The organism is Pseudomonas sp. Root401 (assembly GCF_001425105.1).
Taxonomy (GTDB): Bacteria; Pseudomonadota; Gammaproteobacteria; order Pseudomonadales; family Pseudomonadaceae; genus Aquipseudomonas; species Aquipseudomonas brassicacearum.
Map to the genome: position 1 here is coordinate 433,060 of NZ_LMDO01000001.1, position 24,101 is coordinate 457,160.

The 24,101-nt window shown below is 61.6% G+C and carries 20 protein-coding genes; 9 read left to right on the forward strand and 11 right to left on the reverse strand.

Going from position 1 to position 24,101, the window contains the following annotated elements:
• The first annotated feature begins 2 nt into the window (after nt 1-2).
• The 6 genes from ASC85_RS01885 (at nt 3) to ASC85_RS01910 (ending at nt 8,289) form a co-directional block, all read left to right on the forward strand.
• Nucleotides 3-2,084, forward strand: coding sequence for an acetate--CoA ligase family protein (locus ASC85_RS01885; RefSeq protein ID WP_057448014.1), 2,082 nt, complete (start codon nt 3-5; stop codon nt 2,082-2,084).
• A 104-nt stretch (nt 2,085-2,188) separates the two neighbouring features.
• Nucleotides 2,189-3,019, forward strand: a complete 831-nt coding sequence (locus ASC85_RS01890; RefSeq protein WP_043042833.1) for an ABC transporter ATP-binding protein — start codon at nt 2,189-2,191, stop codon at nt 3,017-3,019.
• Nucleotides 3,020-3,045: 26 nt separating this feature from the next.
• Nucleotides 3,046-3,813 carry an ABC transporter permease gene (locus ASC85_RS01895; RefSeq protein WP_053184098.1) on the forward strand — a complete coding sequence of 256 codons (768 nt, stop codon included), beginning with the start codon at nt 3,046-3,048 and terminating at the stop codon, nt 3,811-3,813.
• 38 nt (nt 3,814-3,851) lie between these two features.
• Nucleotides 3,852-4,850 (forward strand): ABC transporter substrate-binding protein, encoded by a 999-nt coding sequence (locus tag ASC85_RS01900; RefSeq protein WP_057448015.1) that lies wholly within the window; start codon nt 3,852-3,854, stop codon nt 4,848-4,850.
• 76 nt (nt 4,851-4,926) lie between these two features.
• On the forward strand, nt 4,927-6,177 hold the full coding sequence (locus tag ASC85_RS01905; RefSeq protein WP_043042832.1) for an OprD family porin: 1,251 nt from the start codon (nt 4,927-4,929) through the stop codon (nt 6,175-6,177).
• Nucleotides 6,178-6,204: 27 nt separating this feature from the next.
• Nucleotides 6,205-8,289, forward strand: coding sequence for a 3-hydroxyacyl-CoA dehydrogenase NAD-binding domain-containing protein (locus ASC85_RS01910; protein ID WP_057448016.1), 2,085 nt, complete (start codon nt 6,205-6,207; stop codon nt 8,287-8,289).
• Between the two features lie 18 nt (nt 8,290-8,307).
• Here the strand turns inward: ASC85_RS01910 and ASC85_RS32020 are convergent, their stop codons facing one another.
• The 4 genes from ASC85_RS32020 to ASC85_RS01925 form a co-directional block, all read right to left on the reverse strand.
• Nucleotides 8,308-8,457 (reverse strand): hypothetical protein, encoded by a 150-nt coding sequence (locus ASC85_RS32020; protein ID WP_156395603.1) that lies wholly within the window; start codon nt 8,455-8,457, stop codon nt 8,308-8,310.
• Nucleotides 8,450-9,466 carry an NADP-dependent oxidoreductase gene (locus ASC85_RS01915; RefSeq protein WP_057448017.1) on the reverse strand — a complete coding sequence of 339 codons (1,017 nt, stop codon included), beginning with the start codon at nt 9,464-9,466 and terminating at the stop codon, nt 8,450-8,452. The genes ASC85_RS32020 and ASC85_RS01915 overlap by 8 nt, the downstream gene beginning before the upstream one ends.
• Before the next feature lie 99 nt (nt 9,467-9,565).
• Nucleotides 9,566-10,354: an SDR family NAD(P)-dependent oxidoreductase gene (locus tag ASC85_RS01920; protein ID WP_057448018.1), complete on the reverse strand. Its 789-nt coding sequence runs from the start codon at nt 10,352-10,354 to the stop codon at nt 9,566-9,568.
• Between the two features lie 76 nt (nt 10,355-10,430).
• Nucleotides 10,431-11,525 carry an alkene reductase gene (locus tag ASC85_RS01925; RefSeq protein WP_057448019.1) on the reverse strand — a complete coding sequence of 365 codons (1,095 nt, stop codon included), beginning with the start codon at nt 11,523-11,525 and terminating at the stop codon, nt 10,431-10,433.
• Between the two features lie 170 nt (nt 11,526-11,695).
• On the opposite strand from ASC85_RS01925, the gene ASC85_RS01930 reads away from it, so the two are divergent.
• The gene (locus tag ASC85_RS01930) at nt 11,696-12,298 is read left to right on the forward strand and encodes a TetR/AcrR family transcriptional regulator (RefSeq protein ID WP_057448020.1); all 603 of its coding nucleotides are present in this window, start codon (nt 11,696-11,698) and stop codon (nt 12,296-12,298) included.
• Between the two features lie 250 nt (nt 12,299-12,548).
• Here ASC85_RS01930 and ASC85_RS01935 read toward each other — a convergent pair whose 3' ends face one another.
• The 6 genes from ASC85_RS01935 to ASC85_RS01960 form a co-directional block, all read right to left on the reverse strand.
• Nucleotides 12,549-13,541, reverse strand: a complete 993-nt coding sequence (locus tag ASC85_RS01935) for a LacI family DNA-binding transcriptional regulator (protein WP_057448021.1) — start codon at nt 13,539-13,541, stop codon at nt 12,549-12,551.
• Nucleotides 13,542-13,616: 75 nt separating this feature from the next.
• A complete protein-coding gene (locus ASC85_RS01940; RefSeq protein ID WP_057448022.1) occupies nt 13,617-15,119 on the reverse strand; it encodes a glycoside hydrolase family 32 protein in 1,503 nt (500 codons plus the stop codon).
• Nucleotides 15,116-16,255 (reverse strand): ABC transporter ATP-binding protein, encoded by a 1,140-nt coding sequence (locus ASC85_RS01945; RefSeq protein WP_057448023.1) that lies wholly within the window; start codon nt 16,253-16,255, stop codon nt 15,116-15,118. Before ASC85_RS01945 ends, ASC85_RS01940 begins: the two co-directional genes overlap by 4 nt.
• A gap of 31 nt (nt 16,256-16,286) precedes the next feature.
• A complete protein-coding gene (locus ASC85_RS01950) occupies nt 16,287-17,129 on the reverse strand; it encodes a carbohydrate ABC transporter permease (RefSeq protein WP_018600596.1) in 843 nt (280 codons plus the stop codon).
• A complete protein-coding gene (locus ASC85_RS01955) occupies nt 17,126-18,091 on the reverse strand; it encodes a carbohydrate ABC transporter permease (RefSeq protein ID WP_046065723.1) in 966 nt (321 codons plus the stop codon). Before ASC85_RS01955 ends, ASC85_RS01950 begins: the two co-directional genes overlap by 4 nt.
• Nucleotides 18,092-18,112: 21 nt before the next feature.
• Nucleotides 18,113-19,387, reverse strand: coding sequence for an ABC transporter substrate-binding protein (locus tag ASC85_RS01960; RefSeq protein ID WP_057448024.1), 1,275 nt, complete (start codon nt 19,385-19,387; stop codon nt 18,113-18,115).
• A 170-nt stretch (nt 19,388-19,557) separates the two neighbouring features.
• Here ASC85_RS01960 and ASC85_RS01965 point away from each other — a divergent pair, with 170 nt between their 5' ends.
• Nucleotides 19,558-21,114 carry a carbohydrate porin gene (locus ASC85_RS01965; protein WP_057448025.1) on the forward strand — a complete coding sequence of 519 codons (1,557 nt, stop codon included), beginning with the start codon at nt 19,558-19,560 and terminating at the stop codon, nt 21,112-21,114.
• Nucleotides 21,115-21,315: 201 nt separating this feature from the next.
• Nucleotides 21,316-22,944, forward strand: coding sequence for an alpha,alpha-trehalase TreA (gene treA / locus ASC85_RS01970; protein ID WP_057448026.1), 1,629 nt, complete (start codon nt 21,316-21,318; stop codon nt 22,942-22,944).
• A 200-nt stretch (nt 22,945-23,144) separates the two neighbouring features.
• Here the strand turns inward: treA and ASC85_RS01975 are convergent, their stop codons facing one another.
• Nucleotides 23,145-24,098 carry a GGDEF domain-containing protein gene (locus ASC85_RS01975; RefSeq protein WP_057448027.1) on the reverse strand — a complete coding sequence of 318 codons (954 nt, stop codon included), beginning with the start codon at nt 24,096-24,098 and terminating at the stop codon, nt 23,145-23,147.
• Nucleotides 24,099-24,101: the final 3 nt, after the last annotated feature.

The following is a 24,101-nucleotide window of genomic DNA, read 5'->3' on the forward strand; positions in this document are numbered from 1 at the left end:
CCATGAACCAGATTGCACGCCTTCTCAGTCCCGCCAGCGTCGCCGTCATCGGCGCCTCGGGCGATGCTCGCAAAACTTCGGGCCGGCCCATCGCGTTCCTGCGCAAGCACGGTTTCCAGGGGCGCTTGTATCCCGTCAATCCACGTTATGAAGACATCGATGGGCTGCGCTGCTACCCCAGCATTGCCGAGCTGCCGGAAGTGCCGGACGTAGCGATCATTCTCCTCGGGCCGGCGCGCGCCAACCAGGCCGTCGCCGAGCTGGCGGCATTGGGTTGCCCCGCAGCGATTGTGTTGGCCGGTGGTTATGGTGAAACCGGTACGGCAGGTACAGTGCGCCAGGAGGAACTGAAAGCGGCCCGTGGGTCGATGAGGATCCTGGGCCCGAACACCATCGGCCTGGTCAACCTGACCGAGCGGATCACGCTGTCGGCCAGCGGCGCGTTGGACATGGACGAGCTGCTGGCCGGCCGTGTAGCCGTGGTATCGCAAAGTGGCGGGATCCTGGGCGCGCTGCTGTCCCGTGGCGTCGCTGCCGGCATCGGTTTTTCCAAGCTGATCTCCACCAGCAACGAGGTCGACCTGGATGTCGCCGACTTCGTCGATTACCTGGCCGACGATCCCGCGACCTCGGTGATTGCCCTTTATCTGGAGGGCTTGCGCGACAGTGAAAAGTTTTCCCGTGCGGCGCGCAAGGCCCGCGATGCCGGCAAGCCTGTGGTGGTCTTCAAAGTGGGACGCTCCCAAGCCGGTGCCCATGCGGCAGCCTCCCACACGGGGGCCATGGCCGGCTCCGATGCACTGTATAGCGCCTACTTCCGTCAGCTTGGGGTGATTCGGGCCGAGACGTTTGCCGACCTGCTGGACATTCCCTTTGCCTTGGCCAGTGGCAGGGTCATGCGTGGCCGACGGGTCGCCATTCTGACCTCGACCGGTGGCGCGGGCACCTTGATCGCCGACAGCCTCGGCGTCAGCGGTTTCGAAACCCCCACGCCCGGCGCGCAGACCGCAGCGAAACTGCGTGACCTGGATATTGGCGACCAGGCGGTCCTGGACCGTAACCCGATCGACTTGACCTTGGCAGGGCTGCAGCCGGAGTTGATGCGCGCGGCCATTGGCATCCTGCTCGACAGTCCGGATTTCGATGCGGTGATCAGCGTCGTGGGCTCTTCCGGTGTTGCCCAGCCCCACCTGATGGCCGATGCCATTCGCGACAGCCTGGCCAGTTCCGATAAACCGGTGCTGGCGTACATCAGCCCCCATGCTCCGGCTGCGGCCCAACGTATCAACGGCTCGGGTGGCGTGGCGTTCAGCGCGCCGGAAAGTTGCGCCAGCGCACTGAAGGCGTTGGCGGCGCAGGCCACATGGAGCGAGCCATCCCCTGAGCCTGGCAGTGCGCAGACTCGGCCTGAGGTTGTCCAGGACCTGCCAAGTGGCCCGCTCGATGAAGAGCGCAGCAAGCGCTTGTACGCCAGCTTCGGCATCCCGGTGACGCGGGAGCGGGTGGTTGGTGATGGGTATCAAGCCGCTCAGGCCGCGCAGGAACTGGGCGGTCACGTCGTCCTCAAGGTCCTTTCCGAGCAGATCCCGCACAAGAGCGAAGTGGGTGGCGTGGCCTTGCATCTGGACGCCGGAAATATCGGCGCGCGGCTGGATCGCATGCGTGCCGAGGTCTGCGGCCATGTGGGGTTCGAGCCGCCGACCTTTCTCGTCCAGGAAATGGTCACGGGCGGGCAGGAACTCATTCTCGGTTTTCACCGCGACCCGCAACTGGGCCCGGCGCTCCTGCTTGGAATGGGCGGGGTGACGGCGGAGTTGTTCCAGGACACCACCTTGCACTTGCTTCCGGTAAACCTCGAACAAGCCCGGCAGATGCTGCGCGAGCTGCGCACTTACCCGTTGCTGGACGGCTATCGCGGGATGCCCAAGGCCGACATCGAAGCCGCCGCGCACTGCATCGTCGCGTTCTCGGACATGGCCATGCAGTTGGGCGAGCGCCTGATTGAAGCCGAGATCAATCCGTTGCTGGTGCGTCCCGCCGGAAGCGGGGTGATGGCCTTGGACGGCTTGACGATCATGGCGTAAGGGAGGGCTGTTCCACTCTGTGGAACAGCTGTCTTTACCCTGGAAATCACGCTCGCATAATCAAAGAACGCTCATTTAAGACTCATAAAAACAAGCAGGTCTCTATGAACAGTCCCCATATTGCCATTCAGTCGCGCAGTTCCCCGATCAGCGCCACGGCGACCGCTCCGACGGTGGTTTCTTTCCGTGACGTGTCCAAGTCTTTCACGGTGAAAGGCGTCGCCAAGCAGGCCTCCCACAGCATCAACGTCGATATCCAGCAAGGTCAGTTGGTGACCATCATCGGCCCCTCCGGCTGCGGCAAGTCGACCTTGCTCAACATGGTCGCCGGGCTGTTTTGCCCCACCACCGGCGAGGTGCTGTACCGAGGCGAGGCCGTACACGGCGTCAACGGCCGCACCGGCTACATGACCCAGAGCGATCATCTCCTGCCGTGGCGGGATGTGGCCGGCAACATCGCCGTGCCCTTGGAAATCCAGGGCGTACCCAAGGCCAAGCGTGAAGCGCGTATCCGCGAGTTGCTGACCCTCGTTGGCCTCGATGGGCATGAAAAGGCCTACCCGAGCCAGCTCTCCGGTGGCATGCGCAAGCGCGCCGCCCTTGCTCGCTTGCTGGCCTATGACCCGGAGACGCTGCTGATGGACGAGCCGTTTGCCGCATTGGATGCGCAACTGCGGATCCGTATGCAGACCGAGCTGTTCAAGCTGAGCCGCCAGCTCAAGAAAACCGTGTTGTTCGTCACCCATGACCTGGACGAAGCCGTGGCCCTGGGCGATCGCTGCCTGGTCTTCTCCGGTCGGCCGGGCACGATTGTCCGCGATGTGCCCATTCCCCTGGGGGATGACCGCAACATCATCCAGCTGCGCAAGAACCCGCGTTACCACCAGCTCTGTGGCGACCTCTGGGAAATCATCACGCCGGATCACGACGCCTAAAGGCCCAGTTTTGGAGAACCCTGCACATGAATATCTTTCTCGGTCGTCTCGCCATCTTCGCTGCGATTTTTTTGTCCTGGCAGTTCGCTTCCGGTCCCTTGGTGGACCCGTTCTTCGTCAGCTCACCATTGGAAATTGGCCGGCGCTTCATTGAGCTGGTCGCCAGCGGTCGACTGTTCGCCCACGGTTGGATCACCGTCGTGGAAACCTTGGTGGGCTTTTTCTTCGGTGCCTTGGCAGGTATCACGGTGGGCTTGATCCTGGGGCGCAACGCGCTGCTCGCCAAGCTGCTGGACCCCATCCTGACGTCCATCTACAGCCTGCCGAAAGTCGCCCTCGCGCCGCTGTTCATCATGTGGTTCGGGATCGGCATCGAAATGAAGATCATCCTGACCGCCACCATCGTGTTCTTCCTGGTGTTCCTCAACACCTACAGCGGCGTCCGTGCGGTGGAGCGCGAGCAATTGGAAATCCTGCGCCTGATGGGCGCCAAGGAGCACCACCTGATCACCAAGGTCGTACTGCCATCGGCCATCCAGTGGGTGTTCACCGGCCTCAAGCTGTCGGTGCCCTATGCCCTGATCGGCGCCATCGTCGGTGAAATCATGGCCGCCAACCGCGGCCTGGGCTACCTGTTGCAGGACGCGGCGGGGCAATTGGACACGGCCGGCGTATTCGCCGCACTGATCGCCATCATCGCCTTGGCATTGCTGCTCCAGGCGGCGGTTCGCGCGTTGGAGACGTACCTGATGCCGTGGAAGAAAGAACAGGACGAGCGAGAAATTTCGGTCTGAGCAAAACCATCACAACAACAAAAACAGAGGGTCGCATCATGTCTATCAAAGGTTTTATTTCTGCTTTAGGACTCAGCGTCGTACTCAGTGCGGTCTCGTTCCAGGCGCAAGCTGCCGAAAGCGTAAAAGTCGCCTTGGGGACGGAAGGTTTCGTGCACATGCCGTTGTTCGTCGCGCTCGATGGCGGCTTGTTTGAGAAACATGGCCTGGATGTCGAACTGGTGAAATTCAAGGGCGGCGGAGCCGCGGCTTCGGGCCTTGCCAGCCGTTCGGTGGAGTTCTGCTCATGCGCCACCCAGAATGCGATCAACGCCAAGATCAAGGGTGCCGACATCACGCTGTTGGGGCGCATGGTTGGTCAATACGCCAGCAACGTCGTCATTCGCCAAGAGGTGGCCGATCGGCTCGGCCTGGATGCCAATTCCACCGTCGAGCAACGCCTGGCCGCTTTCAAGGGCCTGCGCCTGGCTGTGAGCGGGGCTGGCGGCAGCGCCGATTTCCTGGTGCGTTTCCTCGGCCAGCAGGCTCACCTGCAGTCGGAAAAAGACTTCACGCTGCTTTACCTCAATAACGGCGCGGCCATGCTGGCGGCGTTCGCCCAAGGCAAGATCGATGGTTTTGCCCTGTCATCGCCGGCATCAGATAGTGCGGTCATTGATCACAAAGGCTTCACCCTGCTGGACATGTCCGAGGGCATGGTTGCCGAGCTGGATGGCTACCCCTCGATCGCCCTCAGTGCTCGCCGGCAATGGGCCGAGGACAACCCGGTCATCGTGAAAGCCTTCCTGGCCGCCCTGGGTGATGCCACTCAGATGATCAACGAACAACCGCAGCAAGCCATGAAAGCCGTGCGCAGTCGCTTCGACGGCGTGAATGACAAGGTCTATGCCGCCGCCTGGGAAAGCAATCGCAAGTCGTTCCCGAAAACCCCGTACCTGACGGATACCGACGTGGAGCGGGCGATCAAGTTCCTGGGCGCGGTCCAGAACGAAAAAATTCCGGGCAAGGCCCAGGACTACCTGACCCAGGTGCGCTGAAACGCGTTTGAATTCCACTTGGCCGGCGCGTCAAGGAGCACATTGGCAGCGCTCGGCTTCTTCTCGGTAAGCAGTCATGAAATCAATAAAAACAATGCCGCTCTGCGCGGCAGGGGTTGGCTTTGCCGTGTATCTGCCGATGGCAGGCGCCGAAGGTTTTTTCGAGGACAGCAAGGCTTCCATGGAAATGCGCAATTTCTATATGAGCCGGGATTTTCGCGAGGGCTCGGGCCAGTCAAAACGCCAGGAGTGGGCCCAGGGTTTTATCCTGCGCTATGAGTCCGGTTTTACCCCAGGCGTCGTCGGGTTCGGTGTCGATGCGATCGGTATGCTGGGCATCAAGCTCGATTCCGGACCAGGACGTTCCGGCACCGGCCTGCTGCCTGTCCAGGACGATGGGGATGTCCCCGACAGTTATTCCAAGGCCGGCGGGACCCTCAAGGTCAAGGTCTCGGAGAGCCAGTTGCGGGTCGGGACCTTGCTGCCGAAATGGCCGACCTTGGCCGCCAACAACGGTCGTTTGTTGCCGCAGACCTTTGAAGGTGCCCAGGTGCAGGTCAACGAATGGAAGCCCCTTGAACTCACCGCGGCACAGATCCAGGGCACGGTGTACAGGGATCAGTCGGGCTCTACCGGTCTTGAGCTGAACAACAAGAACCGACGTTTCAGTGGCCCCCTCGATGGCGGCGATTTCAACCTTCTCGGCGGGACCTTTCACGCCAGTGAGACGACCGATCTGATTGCCCAGTACGCCGTCTTCGAAGACGTCTACAAGCAGCGCTTCCTGGGCCTGACCGACCGCAGGAAAGGCGACTGGGGCGCCTTCACCAGCGATGTGCGCTTTTTCGACAGTGACAGCGACGGCCAGGCACGAGGCGGGCGCATCGACAACCGCGCCTTCAGCGCCTTGGGGACTTACAAGCTGAAAGGCCATTCGTTTGGGCTGGGCTACCAGAAGATGTCCGGGGACTCCGCGTTTCCCTACGTGGCCGGCACCGATCCTTACCTGGTGAACTTCGTCCAGGTGGGCGACTTTGCCGAGAAGGACGAGCGCTCCTGGCAGGCGCGCTATGACTTCGACCTCGCCAGCGTCGGCGTGCCGGGCCTGAGTTTCATGACCCGCTATGTGCGCGGCAGCCGGGCCGACGTGACAGGCGCGGATGCCGACGGTGAACGCGAGCTCGACGTCGAACTGCAATACGTGGTGCAGAACGGTTCGATGAAAGGCATGAGCATGCGGGTGCGCAGCGCCACCTATCGAGCGGACTTCGCCCGGGACGCTGATGATGTGCGCGTGATCGTCAGCTACCCACTGTCGCTTCTGTAATCCAAGCCATTCAACGGGAGGTAACCGATGCACGCCACTGTAGTGCTCCAACGTGAAGGTGATGTCGGCCAGGTCATCATCGACAATCCACCGGTCAATGCCCTGTCGCAGGAGGTTCGGGAGCAGTTGCTCGAAAGGCTGCAGGAAGCGTTGGCGGACAGCGCCATCAAAGCGATTGTCATTGCGTGCCAGGGGCGGACGTTCGTCGCCGGCGCCGATATCAAGGAGTTTGACTTGCCCCTGCAGGCACCTCATCTGCCTGACGTGTTGGTTGCGATTGAACAGGCGTCGAAACCCGTCGTTGCGGCGCTGCATGGCTCGGCGTTCGGTGGTGGGCTCGAACTGGCCCTGGCCTGCCATTACCGAGTGGCCGCACCTGATGCGCAGTTCGCCTTGCCGGAAGTCAGCCTGGGCCTGATACCCGGAGCGGGGGGCACGCAGCGTTTGCCACGGTTGTGCGGCATGGAGGTGGCGCTGGCGATGGTGCTGGAGGGCGAACGTATCGGTGCGGCACAGGCGTTGTCGATCGGCTTGTTGGATCGGTTGAGCGACGCCTCGGTGCTGGCGTGTGCCAGCGACTTTGCCAGGGAGGTCAGGGACAAGCCCATCCCGCGGGTCTGCGACCTGTCGGTCGCGCCATTCGACCCGCAGCTTATCCACGAACGCGCCCAGGCGATCATTCGCAAGGCAGCGGGCCAGGAAGCGCCCGCTATTGCCCTGCAAGCACTGCAAGGTGCCGGGCAGCTTCCCTTCGCCGAAGGGATGGCGAACGAGCGTGAGCGCTTCATCGCTCGCCGCCATAGCGAGCAGGCCAAGGCGTTGCGGCACGTGTTCTTTGCCGAGCGGGACCTGGCCTCCAGATGTCGTGCATTGGCCAGGCAAGCTCCCACGCGCCCCGTCGAAGTGGTCGCCGTGATTGGCGCGGGCACCATGGGCAGCGGCATTGCGCTGTGCCTGGCTAACGCGGGCATCTCTACACGCCTGATCGACACGCAGCCCGAAGCCCTGGCGCGCGGTCGCGCGACCATCGACCGCTACTTCACCAGCGCCGTGGAAAAAGGTCGGCTGGATACCGACGAAGCCGCCCGGCGTGCCAGCCTGATCGAGTTCGACTCAAGCATTGAAGGCGTTGCCAGCGCCGATCTGATTATCGAAGCCGTGTTCGAGGACCTCGCCGTCAAGCAGGCCGTGTTCAGGCAACTGGACCGCTTTGCCAAGCCGGGCGCCATCCTCGCGACGAATACCTCGTACCTCGATATCGAGGCCATTGCTGCCGTGACCACCCGCCCGGGCGATGTCATCGGCATGCACTTCTTCAGCCCGGCACACGTCATGAAGCTGCTTGAGGTGGTCAGGACGCCCCGGGTCCAACCTGATGTCCTGGCAACGGTGCTGCAATTGGGTGGCCGACTGGGCAAGACCGCTGTTGCGGTGGGCAATTGCTATGGGTTTGTCGGCAACCGTCTATTGGCCGTTCGCGAGCGCGAGGCGGGTTTCCTGCTGGAGGAGGGGGCGGCTCCAGAGGATGTGGACCGGGTCATCCGGCAGTTCGGTTTCCCCATGGGCCCCTTCGAACTGCGTGACTTGGCGGGCGTGGATATCGCTTGGCGAAACCGCCAGGGTCGGGCCGATCTACTGAGTGCATCGGAGCGCCGTTGCAACTGGATCGAACAGCTTCACGAGGCAGGGCGTCTCGGACAGAAAACAGCGGCCGGTTACTATCGATACGAGGAAGGCCAGCGCCGAGGCCTGCCGGACCCGTATGTGGCCAGGATGCTCGTGGCTCATCGACAGAACCGTGGCATCGAGCCGCGTGCAATTGACGATGAGGAAATTCTCGACAGGTGCCTGTTCGCCATGATCAATGAGGCTGCGCACTTGCTTGAGCAAGGCATCGTGGACAGCCCCAATGACATCGACCTCGTCTGGATTCACGGCTACGGCTTTCCCCGTTACCGGGGCGGACTGCTTTACCATGCCGACCGAATTGGTCTGCCTGGGATCGTCGAGGCGCTTTCCGGCTGGGCGGCCTTACTTCCTGAGCGAGGGCTGCGGGTGGCTCCGTTGCTTCGGACAATGGCAGCGCAGGAGGCGTCGTTCATTCGGCCATGAGGCGAATGAGGTCACGCTTCATTGCTCGAGCATCAACGTGCGCCAGACGATCACTGGCGCAACGAAGTCTTGCTCCTCCTTGTCTTCCTCCAAGGGGGCCGGGGCCGAAGGGGTCACCTCCGTTGCTGGATCCTGGTCGCTGTCTGAGGTGGATACGATTTCACTCATCGGCCATTCCTGAGCGGACTTTGATGACGACCTTGCCTTTGGAGCGTCCTTGCTCGACGTAGCTCAAGGCATCGGCCGTCGCATCGAAGGAGAAGGACCGATCAATCACCGGCTTGATGCTGCCGGCCTCGACGAGCGTGGTGATTTCACGCAGTTGAGGACCGCTGGCGCGCATGAACACGAAGGTATAGCCCACACCTTTTCGGCGGGCCTTGCGACGTATACCACTGCTCAACAGGCCCATGATCAGTCTCAGCACCCAGGAAAATCCCTGGGCCCGGGCGAACTGCGGGGTGGGTGGTCCGGAGATGGAAATGAGCTGGCCGCCAGGTTTGAGGATCTTCAGCGATTTCTCCAGCTCATCGGCGCCCAGGCTGTTCAACACGACGTCATAGTCCTGCAGAACGTTGGCGAAATCCTGTTGCTTGTAATCGATGACAACGTCCGCGCCCAGGGCTTTGACCCACGGCACATTGCCGGTGCTGGTGCTGGTCGCAACGAAGGCGCCGAGGTGCTTTGCAAGCTGGATGGCGAGGGTGCCGACGCCGCCTGAACCGGCCTGGATGAAGACCTTTTGGCCTTGCTTCAGTCGGGCGGTTTCAACCAGTACCTGCCAGGCGGTCAGGGCGACCAGGGGCAGGGCAGCGGCTTCTTCCATGCTGATGTTTGCCGGTTTCATGGCCAGGGCGTTTTCGTTCACTGAAATCTGCTCGGCGAAGGTGCCGATGTGCCCATCCGGGGCGCGGGCATAGACCTCATCGCCCGGCTTGAATTGCTCGACACGGGATCCCACGCGGACCACGACCCCGGCCAAGTCATGACCCAATGCCAAGGGAAATGAGTAGGGCAGGATCAGTTTGAATTCACCTTTGCTGATCTTTGAATCCAGCAGATTGACGCTGGCGGCCTGCACGCGGACCAGAACCTCATGGTCACCCACGTCAGGGGCCGGTAGCTCGCCGATACGGCCACTGTGCTTGCCGTAGCGGTCGATTAAAAATGCCTTCATGGTGCTTTGCTCTCATAAGGGATGCAGCGCAGGGATCACCTGGCCAGGCATCCGGAAATACCGGCGCTGTCCTTCGCGCCGGCGCCCGCTAGACAATGATCACGCCGGGTCTTGATAGCGTTCGGCAACATGGGACTGCCGGATTTGCCCGAGCAGGCCTTGACGCGCGGCCTGCAAGGCATCCCAGCGTGCTTCTTCATGCAAGGGCGGGATGGTCACCGGCTCGCGACGATCAAAACCGACCAGCGCGGCATCGACCAGGTCACCGACTTCCATGATTTCATTCAGGGTGTTGATATCGATGCCCGCGCGTTCCCAGATCTCGGTACGGGTGGCCGCTGGCAGGACGGCTTGTACGTAGACGCCTTTCGGGGAGAGTTCCAGGCTGAGTCCCTGGGAGAGAAACAGCACGAACGCCTTGGTCGCGCCGTAGACCGACATACCGAACTCCGGTGCCAGGCCAACGACGGAGCCGATGTTGATGATCGCGCCGTCACCCGCTTTGACCAGGCGTGGGGCGATGGCGCTGGCCAGCCGGACCAGCGCGGTGGTATTGAGCGACACCAGGTGCGCGACGCTATCGGTCGACTGTTCGATGAATGTCCCGGATTGGGCGGCGCCGGCGTTATTGACCAGGATGCCGATGTTGGCGTCATCGCGCAGCCGCGCTTCGACGGTTGTCAGGTCGCTGATCTGGGTCAGGTCGGCCTGGAGAATATCGACGGTAACGTTGTGTTCGCTGCGCAGCTTGGCGGCCAGCGCTTGCAGGCGTGCGCTGTCGCGGGCCACCAGGACGAGATCGTGTCCACGTTGCGCAAAGCGCTGGGCATAGACAGCGCCAATGCCGGTGGAGGCGCCAGTGATGAGAACAGTTGTGCGAGTGTCCATGGAGATTCTCTTCTTCAAGGTATTGATGAGCGAGTCGCGCGCTGTTGTTCAGGCGCGCAGTCGGGTCTGGCCAGTGTTACCGCGCGCTGGATTCAGCGAGCGTTGGATAATCGATGTAGCCCGTCGCACCACCGCCATAGAGGGTAGCGGGATTGAATGCCGCCAAAGGCGAACCGGTTCTGAGCCGCTCCACCAGGTCCGGATTGCCGATGAACGGCCGGCCGAAGGCGATCAGGTCAGCCTTGTCCTCGGCGAGTCGTGAGGTGGCCAGGTCCAGGTCGTAGCCGTTGTTGGCGATGTAGGTTTTTTTGAAGCGCTGGCGCAAGGCAGCAAAGTCGAAGGGCGCAACGTCGCGTGGCCCACCGGTCGCGCCTTCGACCACGTGCAGGTAAACGATGTCGAGGGCGTTGAGTTGGTCGACCAGGTAGTCGAACTGCGCCTGTGGGGCGCTGCTGGACACACCATTGGCCGGCGAGACCGGCGAGATGCGCAGGCCGGTGCGGTTGGCGCCGACTTCGTCCACCACTGCCGCGGTCACTTCCAGCAGCAGGCGCGCACGATTTTCAATCGACCCGCCGTAGGCATCGGTGCGCACGTTGGCGCCGTCCTTGATGAACTGGTCCAGCAGATAGCCGTTCGCGCCGTGGATCTCCACGCCGTCAAACCCTGCCGCGATGGCGTTTGCCGCCGCCTGGCGGAAATCGTTGACGATCCCCGGCAACTCGCTGATGTCCAGCGCTCGCGGTTCGGAAACGTCCTCGAAACTGTTGTTGACGAAGACCTTGGTCGCCGGACGCAGGGCGGAGGGGGCTACTGGCGCCGCACCATTCGCTTGCAGGTCGACGTGGGAAACGCGGCCGACATGCCACAGTTGCAGGAAAATCCGCCCGCCTTTGGCATGCACGGCCTCGGTGACCATGCGCCAGCCGTCGATCTGCGCCTGGGTGTAGATCCCGGGTGTGTCCTGATAACCCTGTCCTTGCTGGGAAATCTGTGACGCCTCGGAGATCAGCAGGCCTGCCGACGCTCTCTGGCTGTAGTAAGTGGCAGCGAACTCGCTCGGTACAAAACCTTGCCCCGCACGGTTACGTGTCAGCGGCGCCAGGACCACTCGGTTGGAAAGCGTGAGATCACCCAATGTGTAGGGCGTGAACAGGATCTGGTCGGTCATGACGTCTTGTTTCCGTAGATTTGGATAAAGGGAGCACGTGCAGCCCGGCGAGGTGAGCACGGCTTTTCATTAGGATGATGATCGAAATCTAAACTGTCAACGAATTTGATTATGCTCGACATCTATGTATGATGTGAGCATGATTTTCGAGCGGCACGAGGGAGTGAAAAATGAGGGTGACCAAGGCCCAGGCCCAGGCAAATAGGGAGCACATCGTCGAGACGGCCTCTGTCTTGTTTCGCGAGCGAGGCTTTGACGGCGTGGGTGTGGCGGACTTGATGGCGGCCGCCGGCTTCACCCATGGCGGGTTCTACAAGCATTTCGGCTCCAAGGCCGACCTGATGGCCGAAGCGGCGGCGAACAGCCTTGCGCAGTCGCTGACCGACAATGCGGGTATCGACGTGGCTGGTTTCGTCGATCTTTACGTGTCCAGGGATCACCGCGACGGCCGGGGTGGCGGTTGTACCATGGCGGCACTATGTGGCGACGCGGCCCGTCAATCGCCCGAACTGAAGGCTACCTTTGCCAACGGCATCGAAAACACGCTGGCCGCGCTCGAAAGCCGGTACGAGGCCGGGCAAGACGCGTCGCAGGAAGCACCGCAGGAAGCGATCAGGGCAAAAATGCTCGACATGTTGGCGCATGCCGTCGGGGCGATCATGTTGTCACGGGCCTGCCCGGACGATTCCGCGCTGGCCGATGAAATCCTCGAGGTTTGCCGCGCCCGGATCATCGCGGCGTTGCCGCCGTCGCCCGCCAAACAGCCTGAGTGATCATAATGCTGTTCACTTAAGACAAACGGTGCACCCGTGGCCAGAGATTGCTCCCGCTGGGTCTTAGGAGCTGTGTAGGAGCCGTGTAGGAACTGTGTAGGAGCTGTGTAGGAGCTGTCGAGTGCAACGAGGCTGCGATCTTTCCACTGACAATTGAATCTCAAGCGAAAGATCAAAAGATCGCAGCCTTCGCCAGCTCCTACAGAGCCGAGCGGGAGCAAGCTCCCTCGCCACGGGTTTGTCGGCGGTCTTATAGCGACGCCCTGACCACCAGCGGGCAATCCACCGGCTGGGCGCCCGATACCTCGAGGTTCTCGATCAGGTGCCGGGCCGCCTGGCGACCGATCTCGTAGTACGGCAGTTGTACGGTGGTCAGTGGCGGGATGAACAGTTCGGCGATGCCGATCATGTTGTCATAGCCGAGCACCGCGACATCGCCGGGAATTTTCAGGCCGCGTCCCAACAACAGCTGATAGGCGCAAAAGGCAATGCGGTCGTTGCCGCAGACCAGGATGTCGAATTGCGGACGGCCGTCAACGATGTGCCGGTCGAGAATGGCGGCGGTTTCACCGTAGGCATCGTGATCGGAAAGGTCGTATTGCAGGAGTGCTTCAGGTGCCAGCCCGACGGCCTGACAGGCGCGTTGCAAGCCTTGCTGGCGCAGGCCCCAGGCAAGACTCTTCCTCGGCAAATTGATACACAGCGGGCGTCGGTAGCCTTGGCTCAACGCATGCTGCATGGCTCGATGCTGCCCGGCTTCATCATCCGGCACATAACTGACCAGGTGGCTGTCATCGGCCAGGCAATTGGCGAGCACCAGCGGTTTGCTCTTGAGTCGCTCGGGAATGCTCACCTGACGCAATCCCATGGCACTGAAAATCAACCCGTCGGGGCGGTGCGACAGCATCAGGTCGATGTTCTGGTCGGTGGGCGGGTTGCTCAACAGGTTGAGGATGAAGACGTTCCAGCCTGCCTGCTGCGCGGTCTGTTCGATGGACAGCAGCAACTCGACGGCGAACGGCGTGGTCGCGGTGTCCAGTGCGAACACACCGATGGTGCGCGCCTGCAGGTTGTCGCCGCGCATCCTGCGCGCCGACAGGCTCGGTACGAATTGCAATTCCTCAATGGCGCGACGTACCCGCTGAAGGGTTTCGGGGCTCAGTTTTTCCGGCGTGTTGAGCGCGCGCGAAACCGTCATCAGGGATACGCCGGCCAGCTGTGCAACGTCTTTCACGGAAGTCATGCGAAGTGCGGCCAGTCAGGTTGACGCAGAATCATGACACAGGCCCTGGGCTTCTCGCGACTCCAATGGCAGTACTCACAGCCAGCCCGAGTCCAGCGGCCATGCCTTGGCAATGGCGACGCGCCCGCCAGTCCCGTTCGCCAACAGTTTCACCCCGAGGCTGTCGGGCCGCGGATAGAGGCGGCTGCTTAAGCTGAAGCGGCCGTTTTCCTCGAACACCTCGATGGACGAGCGATCGAGAAACACCCGCAGGTGCAGTTGTGTTTGCGTCGGCTCGATCGACACGCTGCGCTGACCGCTCACTTGCGCACCCGAGCGGCTGCGATCGAGCACCAGGCGTTGCAGTGACGCGTCGTAATAAAGCAGGGTTTGTTCCTGCTCATCGGCACTGCAGCGCAAGGCGATGCCCAGGTGGCCTTCGGTGCAGCCGAGCAGATCCAGATGCACATGGATTTCCAGCCTGTCGCCATTCACTTGCGGCACCCAGCAACTGCCCGATTCGCCCCACGGTGCGACGCTCGGCAGCGGCGCCTGGCGCAGCGCGGTCAGTTCCCGTGCTGGAAACACGCCAAGGCGATCGCCCTGCAGTTCAAGCTCGCGGGGCAAGCCGAGCATGCCGCACCAGTGATGGGCCTGGCTCGGCATCGGGCTTTCCCACATGTCCAGCCAGGCCCATACCAGGCGCCGACCATCGGCGGCCTCCAACGTTTGCGCGGCATAAAAATCGTGACCGTTATCCAGTTCGATGAACGGCCCGCCGGTGAAGTGCCATTCGCTGTCGAGCCGGCCAATGCGATAACCGGTCTGGTACTTGTTGAGCCGTTCGTAACCTTCGGGGTGCATGCCCTGGGGGGAGTACAGCAGCACGTCACGCCCGTTGAGGCGAAACAGGTCCGGGCATTCCCACATGTAGCCATCGCCCTCATTGCCGCTGGACACGTAGTCGAGGAATTCCCAGCTGTGCAGGTCGGTGGAGCGGTACAGCGGCAGCAGCGGTTTGTCGCCCAGACGCGCGCCGGCAATCAGGTACCAATAGCCGTCCTCCTGCCAGACCTTCGGGTCGCGAAAGTGCATGATCGTTTCTTGCGGCGCGCTCTCGATGACGGCGCCATGCTTGACGAACCGGATGCCGTCGTCACTGGTGGCCAGGCACTGGACCTGGCGGATAAAGCGTTCGTCACCCACGTCGCCCAGCCAGGTATGCCCGGTGTAGATGAGCGCCAAGGTGTCGCCACACACCACCGCGCTACCGGAAAAACAGCCGTGGCGGTCGAAGTCATCGCCCGGTGCCAGGGCAATGGGCAGGTGCTGCCAATGGACCAGGTCGGCACTCTTGGCATGGCCCCAGTACATCGGACCCCATTTGGCGTCGAAGGGGTGGTGTTGGTAGAACACGTGGTATTCGCCACGAAAAAACACCACCCCGTTCGGGTCGTTCATCCAGCCCGTTGGCGGGGCCAGATGGTAGTCGGGTCGATAGTCGTGGATCAGGCGCGGCAGGCCGTCATTCAGGGCCTGCTGGGCCATTTCGAGAGAAGCGGGTATTGGATTGCTCATGGTATTCAAGGACAAGGTCATAGTGCGCCCGCATGTGCCGAACGTGGAGCGACGCCATCGGGCAGGTTTTCTATGGCGCGGCGCTTCAACGCCGTGCCGTGGGCGTCGAACACGTGCAGATTGTCGATATCCAGTTGCAACTCGACCCGGTCACCCACCCGCCATCCGGCGTTGACCTCACAACGGCAGACCATAGGATCGTCCTGGCCGGTGTCGAGGTGCACATAGGTTTCACTCCCCAGGTATTCGACCCCGCTCACCACGAGGCCGGCAGGTCCCTGTGCCGCCTTGAGGGATATATGTTCCGGACGAATCCCCAGGCTCAGTTGCGTATTCGCCGCCAGGCCCGAGCTGTCGAAGGGCAGGAACGTCCTGCCCAGCACCAGGCTTTCAACCTGGCTGGTTTCGCCTGGCGCATGCAGGAACGCGCAAAGAAAGTTCATCCGGGGCGACCCCAGGAAACCGGCGACAAAACGGCTGACCGGGCGCTCGTAGAGTTCGCGCGGCGAGCCGACCTGCTCGATGCGGCCGCCATTGAGCACGACAATCTTGTCGGCCAGGGTCATCGCTTCAACCTGATCGTGGGTCACGTAGATCATGGTCGAGCCCAGTCGGCCATGCAGCCGGGCGATTTCGTTGCGCATCTGCACGCGCAGTGAGGCGTCGAGGTTGGACAGCGGCTCGTCGAACAGCAGGATGTCCGGTTCCCGCGCCATGGCCCGGCCCATGGCCACCCGCTGGCGTTGTCCACCCGACAGTTCCCGTGGCTTGCGTTGCAGCAGTTTGTCCAACTGCAGGATCTGCGCGGTTTTCAGCACTCGCTCGCGCAGGCTGGTCTTTTCGGTCTTGGCCAGTTTGAGGCCAAAGCTGATGTTGTCGTAGACGCTCATGTGCGGGTACAGCGCATAGGACTGGAACACCATGCCGACGCCACGCTCGCGCGGTTCCAGGTCATTGACCCGGCGTCCGTCGATCAGCAGGTCGCCGTCACAGATCGAATCCAGTCCGGCGATCAGCCGCAGCAAGGTCGACTTTCCGCAGCCCGAAGGGCCGACGAAAACCACGAATTCACCCGCCGAGATTTCCAGGCTGACGTCGCGAAGAATGCGTGCGCCGCCCAATTGTTTGTTCACGTTGTCCAGCTTCAACTTGATCACGATGCTGTTCCTTTCTTGTCTGTGTTGGGCCTCAACCCTTTAACGCACCGGCAGTGAGGCCGGAAACGATGCGGCGCTGGAAGACCAGCACCAGAATCACCAATGGGACCGTGACCAGCACCGACGCCGCCATCAACAAGCCCCAAGGCAGTTCATGAGGGCTGCCGCCGGAAATCAGCGCGATGGCGACCGGGACCGTGCGTTGCGAGTCGGTCAGGGTGAAGGTCAGGGCGAACAGGAACTCGTTCCAGGCGGCGATAAAGGCCAGAAGCCCCGTGGTGACCAGTGCCGGCCAGAGCAGCGGCAACAGCACGCGGGTCAGCGTGACCCAGGGTGACGCACCGTCCATGATCGCGGCCTCTTCCAGCTCATGAGGCAGTTGGCCCATGAAGGTGGTCAGCACCCAGACGGTGAAGGGCAGGGTGAAAATCGTGTAGCTCAGGATCAACGCCCAGGACGTGTTGTACAGGCCCAGGGCACGGATCACTTCGAACAATCCCGACAGCACCGCGACTTGTGGAAACATCGAGACGCCCAGGACCATCATCAACACCACGCCGCGTCCGCGAAACTTCACCCGGCCCAGGGCATAGGCGGCGGTCAGGCTGAGGAACAAGGCCAGCGCGACCACACTCAGCGCAACCACCAGCGAGTTGCCGATGGCCCGCAGGAACGAGGCCTGGCTCAGCACGGCGGCATAGTTGGAGAAGTCGGGGTTGTCGATCCAGTAACTCACCTGGAACAAGGCGCTGGACGGCTTCAGCGACGTCACGATGGCGTAGTAGAACGGGAAGACCGCATATAGCAGCAAGATCCCGATCAGGCACCAGAACCCGGCGCGCAGCAGGGTTTTTTTCAGCAGGCGCGGGCTCATGAGCGGACCTCCAGCTGACGGCGTCCGAGGTACAGGTACGCCATGGCGATGACCGCCACGACCAGGAACAGCAAGGTCGAAGCGGCGCTGCCGTAACCGACGTCCTGGAATTCCACCAAGTGCTGGCGGGCATAGACCGACATGCTCATGGTGCTCGATGAGTTCGAGGTCAACACATAGATGACGTCGAACACCCGCAAGGAATCGAGGATGCGAAAGATCGCCGCCACCAGCAATGCCGGCATCAACAGCGGCAGCGTGACCCACCAGAACACTTTCACCGGGTGAATGCCATCGACCCTGGCGGCTTCGTAGCAGTCGCTGGGCAACATCTGCAAGGCCGCCAGCATCAGCAGCGTGACGAAGGGCACGGTCTTCCAGACGTCGACGATGATCACTGCCCACATCGACAGGTCCGCGTCGGCTGTCCAGGCCAGGGGCGCATCGATCAGGCCGAGGCCGAGCATCAGGTGATTGATGATGCCGAACTGGTCGTTGAGCATCCATGACCAGATTTTCGCCGAGACTATGGTCGGGATCGCCCAGGGGATCAGGATCAACGCCCGCACCAGCGCGCGTCCGGTGAACTTGACGTTCAGCAGCAACGCCACCAGCAGCCCCAGTACGATTTCCAATCCCACTGACACCACGGTGAAATGCAAGGTGTTGCGCACCGCATTCCACCACTGTGGATCGACCAGGATGCCCGACCAGCCGGCACTGCTGTGAAACAGATAATTGCTCAAGCCGACAAAGCTTGCATCGCCCGTGTCGGCCAGGCTTGCGTCGGTCAGGCTGAACCAGAATGTGCGCAGCAGCGGCCAGGCCGCCACCAGGGCCAGGCACAGCAACATCGGGCTCAGGAACAGCCAGGCGGCGCGAACGCGACGGCGTTGTACCGGCGTTTCCCGAGTGAGCAGGTGCTCGTCGTCGCCGGGGGCGAGTGTAGTGGAGACAGACATGGTGATTTCCTTCCTTGTGGCTTACCAGTTCCGGCGTTTGATGCGCGTGAGTTCGCTTTCCAGTTCGGCCAGCGCCTGATCGACCGGCCGTTCGTCCGCCAGCACGCCGTGCACTTGATCGAAGAACGCATTGGAGACCCGTGGATAGCGGTCGGCAGTGATTGAAGCAGGGCGCATGACCCCATCATTGAGGATGCTGCGCAGTTGGCTGTAGTACGGCATGGCGGCGAGCAACTCGGGATCCTGGTAGAGCGACTCGATCACCGGGTTGTAGGCACCCACCAGGGCGCGGTGTTTCTGCTGTTGGGCGCTGCTCAGGTAGCTCACCAGTTCTGCGGCGAGCTTGGGATTGGCGCTGTAGCGCGACACCGCCAGGCCCCAGCCGCCAAGGGTGGACGCATGGGTGCCCGTCGCGCCGCCGCGGGGCAGGGGAGCGACGCCGACCTTGTCCTTCACGACGCTGTCCTGGCTTTGCACCAGGGCCCAGACATAAGGCCAGTTACGCATGAACAACGCATTGCCCGACTGGAAGACGCCGCGTCCTTCTTCCTCGGTGTAATTGAGTACGCCACGCGGGGAGATGTCTCCCACCCAGCTTTTGGCCAGGGTCAATGCGGTCCTTGAGGCCTGGCTGTTGACCACGATGTCGCCTTGCGCGTTGACCAGCCCACCTTGCGGCTGGCTGCTGATCCACTCCAGTGCGTTACACGTCAGGCCTTCGTAGGCGCGCCCCTGGAATACATAACCCCAGGCATTGGCGTTCCCGGCATCGCGTTCGGCCTGCTGGACTGCCCTGGCAGTCGTGGTCATTTCTTCCCAGGTCTGGGGCACGGGCTTGTTGTACTTCTCGAGCAGGTCCTTGCGGTAATACAGCAGCCCCGAGTCGGTGAACCACGGCATGGTCACCAGGCGCCCATTCACCGTGGCGTTGTCCACCTGGGCCTGAAAGTAACCCTGGGTCGCGTTGGCAGGAAGCACCTCGCGCAGGTCCATCAAGTGTTTGGCAAGCATCCCCGGCCACACCATGTCGATCTGGATGATGTCGATGTCGCTGGATTGCGCACTGAGGATCTGTTGGTAGAACGACAACCGCTCGGTCGCCGAGTTAGGCGTGGAAACCACTTCGACGCTGTTGCCGGTCTGTTTCGACCACGCCTCGACGGCCTCCTTGCACAGTTGCAATTCAGCACCCACGGCACCGCAGGAAATCGTCAGGCTGGCGGCTGTGGAGAGGGATGGAAACCCGACGCACAGGCCGAGCAGTGCCGCGGGAAGGATCGATTTGAGCTGTTTCATAAAGCCCTCTTTATTTTTGTTTTTAGAAAAGTTAACGTTAACATCGCCAAATGTAGCAGTGTATTTGCGATGAGGCATCCTTTTTTTCCTTTGGTTTGACAATTCAGAACCAGGGCGAAAAAGGCCGGTCGCGGCAGCAGAACAATAAAAACAAAACAGGGAAAATCCACATGCAGAAAGCATCAAGCTGGCTACTCGCAGGCGTGCTCGGCGCCGCGGCGACCACTTCTCAGGCCGCGACTCTGGAAGAGCGCATGGCCGCGTTCGAGGCCCGTGCCAGCGCAGCGGAAAAACGCGCCGCCGCCGCCGAACAGCAAACCCAGGCACTCGCCAGGGAATTGCAGCAACTCAAACTCGCCACGCCCGCCACACAACCGGTGGCGTCCGCCGCTACGGTCCCCACGCTCGATGCTCGCCTGGCAAAACTCGAAGCCAGCCAGCAAAGCACAGAAAAGCAGGGCAGTGGCGCACACCTTACCGACGGTTTCAGCTTCAAGGGCTACGCCCGCTCCGGGTTGCTGATCAATGATGGGTTGGGCGGTGGTCGTGGCGGTCCGTACACCACTCCGGCCGGTTCTGTCGGTGGCGCTGTCGGGCGACTCGGTAACGAGGACGATACCTACATGCGTATCGACCTGTCGAAAGAGCAGTACGCGCAGAACGGCACCCACTCCAAGTTCACGGTGTCCATCGCCGATGGGGTGGAGAGCTCCAACGACTGGACCGCCGATGAAAGCAACCTGAACGTGCGCCAGGTGTTTACCGAACTCGATCACCTGGCGGCATTCAAGGGCAACTCGATGTTCGAAAATTCCACCTTGTGGGCCGGCAAGCGCTTCGACAGGGACAATTTCGACATCCACTGGCTGGACTCTGACGTCGTCTATCTGGCCGGTACCGGTGGCGGTATCTACGATATACAGATGAACAAGAACTGGCGCTCGAACTACTCATTGATCGGTCGCAACTACGGGGATTTCAGTGAGGGCGGCGTCAATGCCGATGTGGAAAGCTACATCCTGACGTCCAACCAGTTTTTCGACGGTGGGCAGTGGCAGTGGATGTTCAACGCCATCGGCTCGAAGAAAAACGACTTTGCTACCCGCACCAATGAAGCGGGGCTGACGCCAGCCGATTCCGGCTTGCACAGCATGGTCGCCAATCACCAGAAAAACTTTTTCGGCCGCGAAGGCTTCTTCAAGACGGCGCTGCTCTATGGCCAGGGATTGGGGGCGGAGGTCAAGAACGTCGGTGCCGATGGCGAATTGATCGACGATGCCCGTGCCCTGCGTCTGGCGCTCTACGGCGAGACGCCTATAGCGTCCGACTGGCGCATCGGCCCGAGCTTGCTGGCCGAGCAAAGCAAGGACCGCTACGTCAAGGGTGACGACTACCGTTGGATGACCCTCAACGTGCGGTTGGCCAATGAAATCAACAGCAATTTCGAGATGGCCTACGAGATGAGCTGGCAAACCATGCAACTCGACCCCAAGGGCTACCTGCAACGCAATGCGGTCGACGGCAACTTCTGGAAGTTCACGGTCGCCCCGACCTTCAAGCCCGACCTGGGCGATCTGCTCACGCGTCCTGAGCTACGCCTGTTCGCCAGCGTCATGAACTGGTCGTCGGACCTGGACCGGTACAGCACCACCGACTCCTTCGGCAAGACTGACTTCAACGCCGGCGGTACCTGGCAGTACGGCATCCAGATGGAAACCTGGTTCTGATGCCAGCCAGCTGAAGACCTGTGGGAGCGAGTTTGCTCGCGATGGCGGTGGGTCAGTTTGAATGGGTGTTGGGTGTGCCGTCGTCATCGCGAGCACGCCCGCTCCCACAGGAGCTGGGGCTATCGAAGCGCATTTAATGAACCCAGGTCCATCCGGGCAGGTCACTCGTTTGTCAGGAACGAAAACAGGACGGACCCTCTGATGCGACCTATTGATCTCACCAGCCTTTCCTTTGCCGCGCTGCTGTGCGTGGCCTGTTCAAGCCAACCACCCGCAACCTGGAGCTACGCAGACGCCCAGGACCGGGCCAATCTCCCCCCCGACCAAGCCTACCCCGAGCTTTTTGAAGCGGTGCAACGCGAGCAGGTGTTCACCGACCAGAAGCATTTCGTGGACGCACTGCCCAACCGTGATCCGGCGCAGATCCGCGCCGATTACCTGGCCCGACGTAACAGCGATGGCTTCGATATCAAGGCTTTCGTGAAAGACAACTTCATCGAATCCGGCGCAGCCGAAAGCCCGGCTCCCAAGCCCGGCGCTGCGATCGAGGTACACATCGACAGCCTTTGGCCGGTACTGAGTCGATCCTACAGCCAGGTGCCGGCCTACAGCAGCTTGTTGCCGCTGCCGCAGCCCTATGTGGTGCCCGGCGGACGTTTTCGCGAGATGTATTACTGGGATTCGTATTTCACCATGCTGGGGCTTGAGCAGAGCGGTGATAAGGCCCAGGTCCGGCAGATGACCGACAACTTTGCCTACATGATCGACACCTACGGCCACATTCCCAACGGCAATCGCACCTACTACCTGAGCCGGTCGCAGCCGCCATTCTTCGCTTACATGGTGGAGTTGCAGGCGCGTATCGAGGGCGACCAGGCTTATGGACGATACCTGCCACAATTGCAGAAGGAATATGCCTATTGGATGGCGGGCGCCCAGGCGCTCAAGCCCGGCACGGCTGAGCGGCACGTGGTCAAGCTCGCCGATGGCAGTGTGTTCAATCGCTATTGGGATGCCAGCCCGACGCCACGACAGGAATCCTGGCTGCAAGATGTCAGCACCGCCGAGCAGGCGCCGGACCGGCCCAGGGAAGAGGTCTGGCGAGACCTGCGCGCCGGCGCCGAAAGTGGCTGGGACTTCAGCTCGCGCTGGTTGGACGATGGCCGGAACCTGGCGAGCATTCGCACCACCGCTATCGTGCCCGTGGATCTGAATAGCCTGATCTATCATCTGGAAAACACCATCGTCAAAGCCTGCGAGACGGTGCAGAACAACCCCTGCGTGCAGGCTTATGGCCGGCGCGCTGAACTGCGTCAGCGTGCCATCGAGAAGCACTTGTGGAATGCCGACAAAGGCTTCTACGTGGACTACGACTGGCAACGCAACCAGCCACGCCAGCAGCTCACGGCCGCGACGCTTTTCCCTCTATATACGGGGCTGGCGTCTGTCGAGCATGCCAATCGCACCGCCGATGCGGTACGTGACGGCCTGTTGCGCCCCGGCGGCATTGCCACCACCCAGTTCAGTAATGGCCAGCAGTGGGACGAGCCCAATGGCTGGGCACCGTTGCAGTGGGTGGCGGTGGAGGGGCTGGACCGATACCGGCAAACCGCCCTGGCGCAGCAAATTGGCAGCCGCTTCTTGCAGCAAGTCGAGAACCTTTACCGCAAGGAAAACAAACTGGTGGAGAAATACGATCTGTCCGGGCGCGGTGACGGCGGGGGAGGCGGCGAATATGAACTGCAGGACGGCTTCGGCTGGACGAACGGGGTGACGCTCAAACTGCTGGGTAAATATGACGAAGCTTCCCCAGGGCTTGTGGGTGAGTAAATGCCAATGGCCCCTGTGGGAGCGAACGCTGTGTAGGAGCTGTCGAGTGCAACGAGGCTGCGATCTTTCCACTGCCAATTGAGTCTGAAGGGAAAGATCAAGGTCAAAAGATCGCAGGCTTCGCCAGCTCCTACAGAGCCCAGCGGGGCGGTGCGACGTTTCGCTAAATCCCCTCGCCACAGGGAGCCGTTGTGGCCTGGCTATTCATGGATCGTCACCCGATTGCGCCCACTCTTCTTCGACGTGTACAGCGCCTGGTCCGCCCTGGCGATCAGGTCGGCGTGGTCGTTCGAGGGGTGGCTCAGGTCGGCCACCCCCAGGCTGATGGTGAAACGGATCGCCTGGTTGTTGTAGTGCACTTCCAGCGTTTCGACGGCCTTGCGCAGGCGCTCGGCGAAAATCTGCGCGCCGGCCTTGTCGGTGTCTGAGAGCACCACGCCGAACTCTTCACCGCCATAACGCCCGGCTACGTCGGCGTCGCGCACATGCTCGCGCAGTAGCCCGGCGACGTGCTCGATGACCTTGTCGCCGGCCTGGTGACCGTAGGTGTCGTTGACCCGCTTGAAGTGGTCGATATCGAGCATCACCAGGCTCAACGCATGGCCGTAGCGCTGGTGCCGGGCGTAGGCGGCTTTCAGGTTGCTTTCCCAATGACCGCGGTTGTACAGCCCCGTCAGCCGATCGGTGCTGGAGAGTTTTTGCAACTGCGCGTTGGCGGCCTGGAGTTGATGCCGGTTGGTGGCGACGTCGGTGACATCATAGATCACCAGGCAGATGTGCTTGATGGTGTTGTCAGGCGAGCGCAGCGGCAGCAGCGTGGTGTTCTGGTACATGAACGCTTCCTGGCCGGTGATCGGCTGGTAGCTCTTGAACCGAATCAGGTACGGGCGCTGCTCCCAGACCGTGAACGCCGGCGTGCCCAGGGTCGCGACACTTTCCACCTTGCGGCTGAACCATTGGCGATCGATTTCAGGGAACAGAGTGAAAAAATGCTGATTGTGGGCGTCCTTGGGCTGCACCCCGGAGCGGTTCTCCATGAAGGTGTTCCAGACCTGCACGCGGTACTCGCGGTCGAGCACCACGACACCGACGTCGATGCTCTGAACGATGGCCAGTAACCAGTGAAACTCGTTCAGATCGATGGAATCGTTCATGGC

Coding starts and splice junctions, on each gene's coding strand:
- ASC85_RS01885 (WP_057448014.1), top strand. CDS start 3: ATGAACCAGATTGCACGCCTTCTCAGTCCCGCCAGCGTCGCCGTCATC.
- ASC85_RS01890 (WP_043042833.1), top strand. CDS start 2,189: ATGAACAGTCCCCATATTGCCATTCAGTCGCGCAGTTCCCCGATCAGC.
- ASC85_RS01895 (WP_053184098.1), top strand. CDS start 3,046: ATGAATATCTTTCTCGGTCGTCTCGCCATCTTCGCTGCGATTTTTTTG.
- ASC85_RS01900 (WP_057448015.1), top strand. CDS start 3,852: ATGTCTATCAAAGGTTTTATTTCTGCTTTAGGACTCAGCGTCGTACTC.
- ASC85_RS01905 (WP_043042832.1), top strand. CDS start 4,927: ATGAAATCAATAAAAACAATGCCGCTCTGCGCGGCAGGGGTTGGCTTT.
- ASC85_RS01910 (WP_057448016.1), top strand. CDS start 6,205: ATGCACGCCACTGTAGTGCTCCAACGTGAAGGTGATGTCGGCCAGGTC.
- ASC85_RS32020 (WP_156395603.1), bottom strand. CDS start 8,457: ATGAGTGAAATCGTATCCACCTCAGACAGCGACCAGGATCCAGCAACG.
- ASC85_RS01915 (WP_057448017.1), bottom strand. CDS start 9,466: ATGAAGGCATTTTTAATCGACCGCTACGGCAAGCACAGTGGCCGTATC.
- ASC85_RS01920 (WP_057448018.1), bottom strand. CDS start 10,354: ATGGACACTCGCACAACTGTTCTCATCACTGGCGCCTCCACCGGCATT.
- ASC85_RS01925 (WP_057448019.1), bottom strand. CDS start 11,525: ATGACCGACCAGATCCTGTTCACGCCCTACACATTGGGTGATCTCACG.
- ASC85_RS01930 (WP_057448020.1), top strand. CDS start 11,696: ATGAGGGTGACCAAGGCCCAGGCCCAGGCAAATAGGGAGCACATCGTC.
- ASC85_RS01935 (WP_057448021.1), bottom strand. CDS start 13,541: ATGACTTCCGTGAAAGACGTTGCACAGCTGGCCGGCGTATCCCTGATG.
- ASC85_RS01940 (WP_057448022.1), bottom strand. CDS start 15,119: ATGACCTTGTCCTTGAATACCATGAGCAATCCAATACCCGCTTCTCTC.
- ASC85_RS01950 (WP_018600596.1), bottom strand. CDS start 17,129: ATGAGCCCGCGCCTGCTGAAAAAAACCCTGCTGCGCGCCGGGTTCTGG.
- ASC85_RS01955 (WP_046065723.1), bottom strand. CDS start 18,091: ATGTCTGTCTCCACTACACTCGCCCCCGGCGACGACGAGCACCTGCTC.
- ASC85_RS01960 (WP_057448024.1), bottom strand. CDS start 19,387: ATGAAACAGCTCAAATCGATCCTTCCCGCGGCACTGCTCGGCCTGTGC.
- ASC85_RS01965 (WP_057448025.1), top strand. CDS start 19,558: ATGCAGAAAGCATCAAGCTGGCTACTCGCAGGCGTGCTCGGCGCCGCG.
- treA (WP_057448026.1), top strand. CDS start 21,316: ATGCGACCTATTGATCTCACCAGCCTTTCCTTTGCCGCGCTGCTGTGC.
- ASC85_RS01975 (WP_057448027.1), bottom strand. CDS start 24,098: ATGAACGATTCCATCGATCTGAACGAGTTTCACTGGTTACTGGCCATC.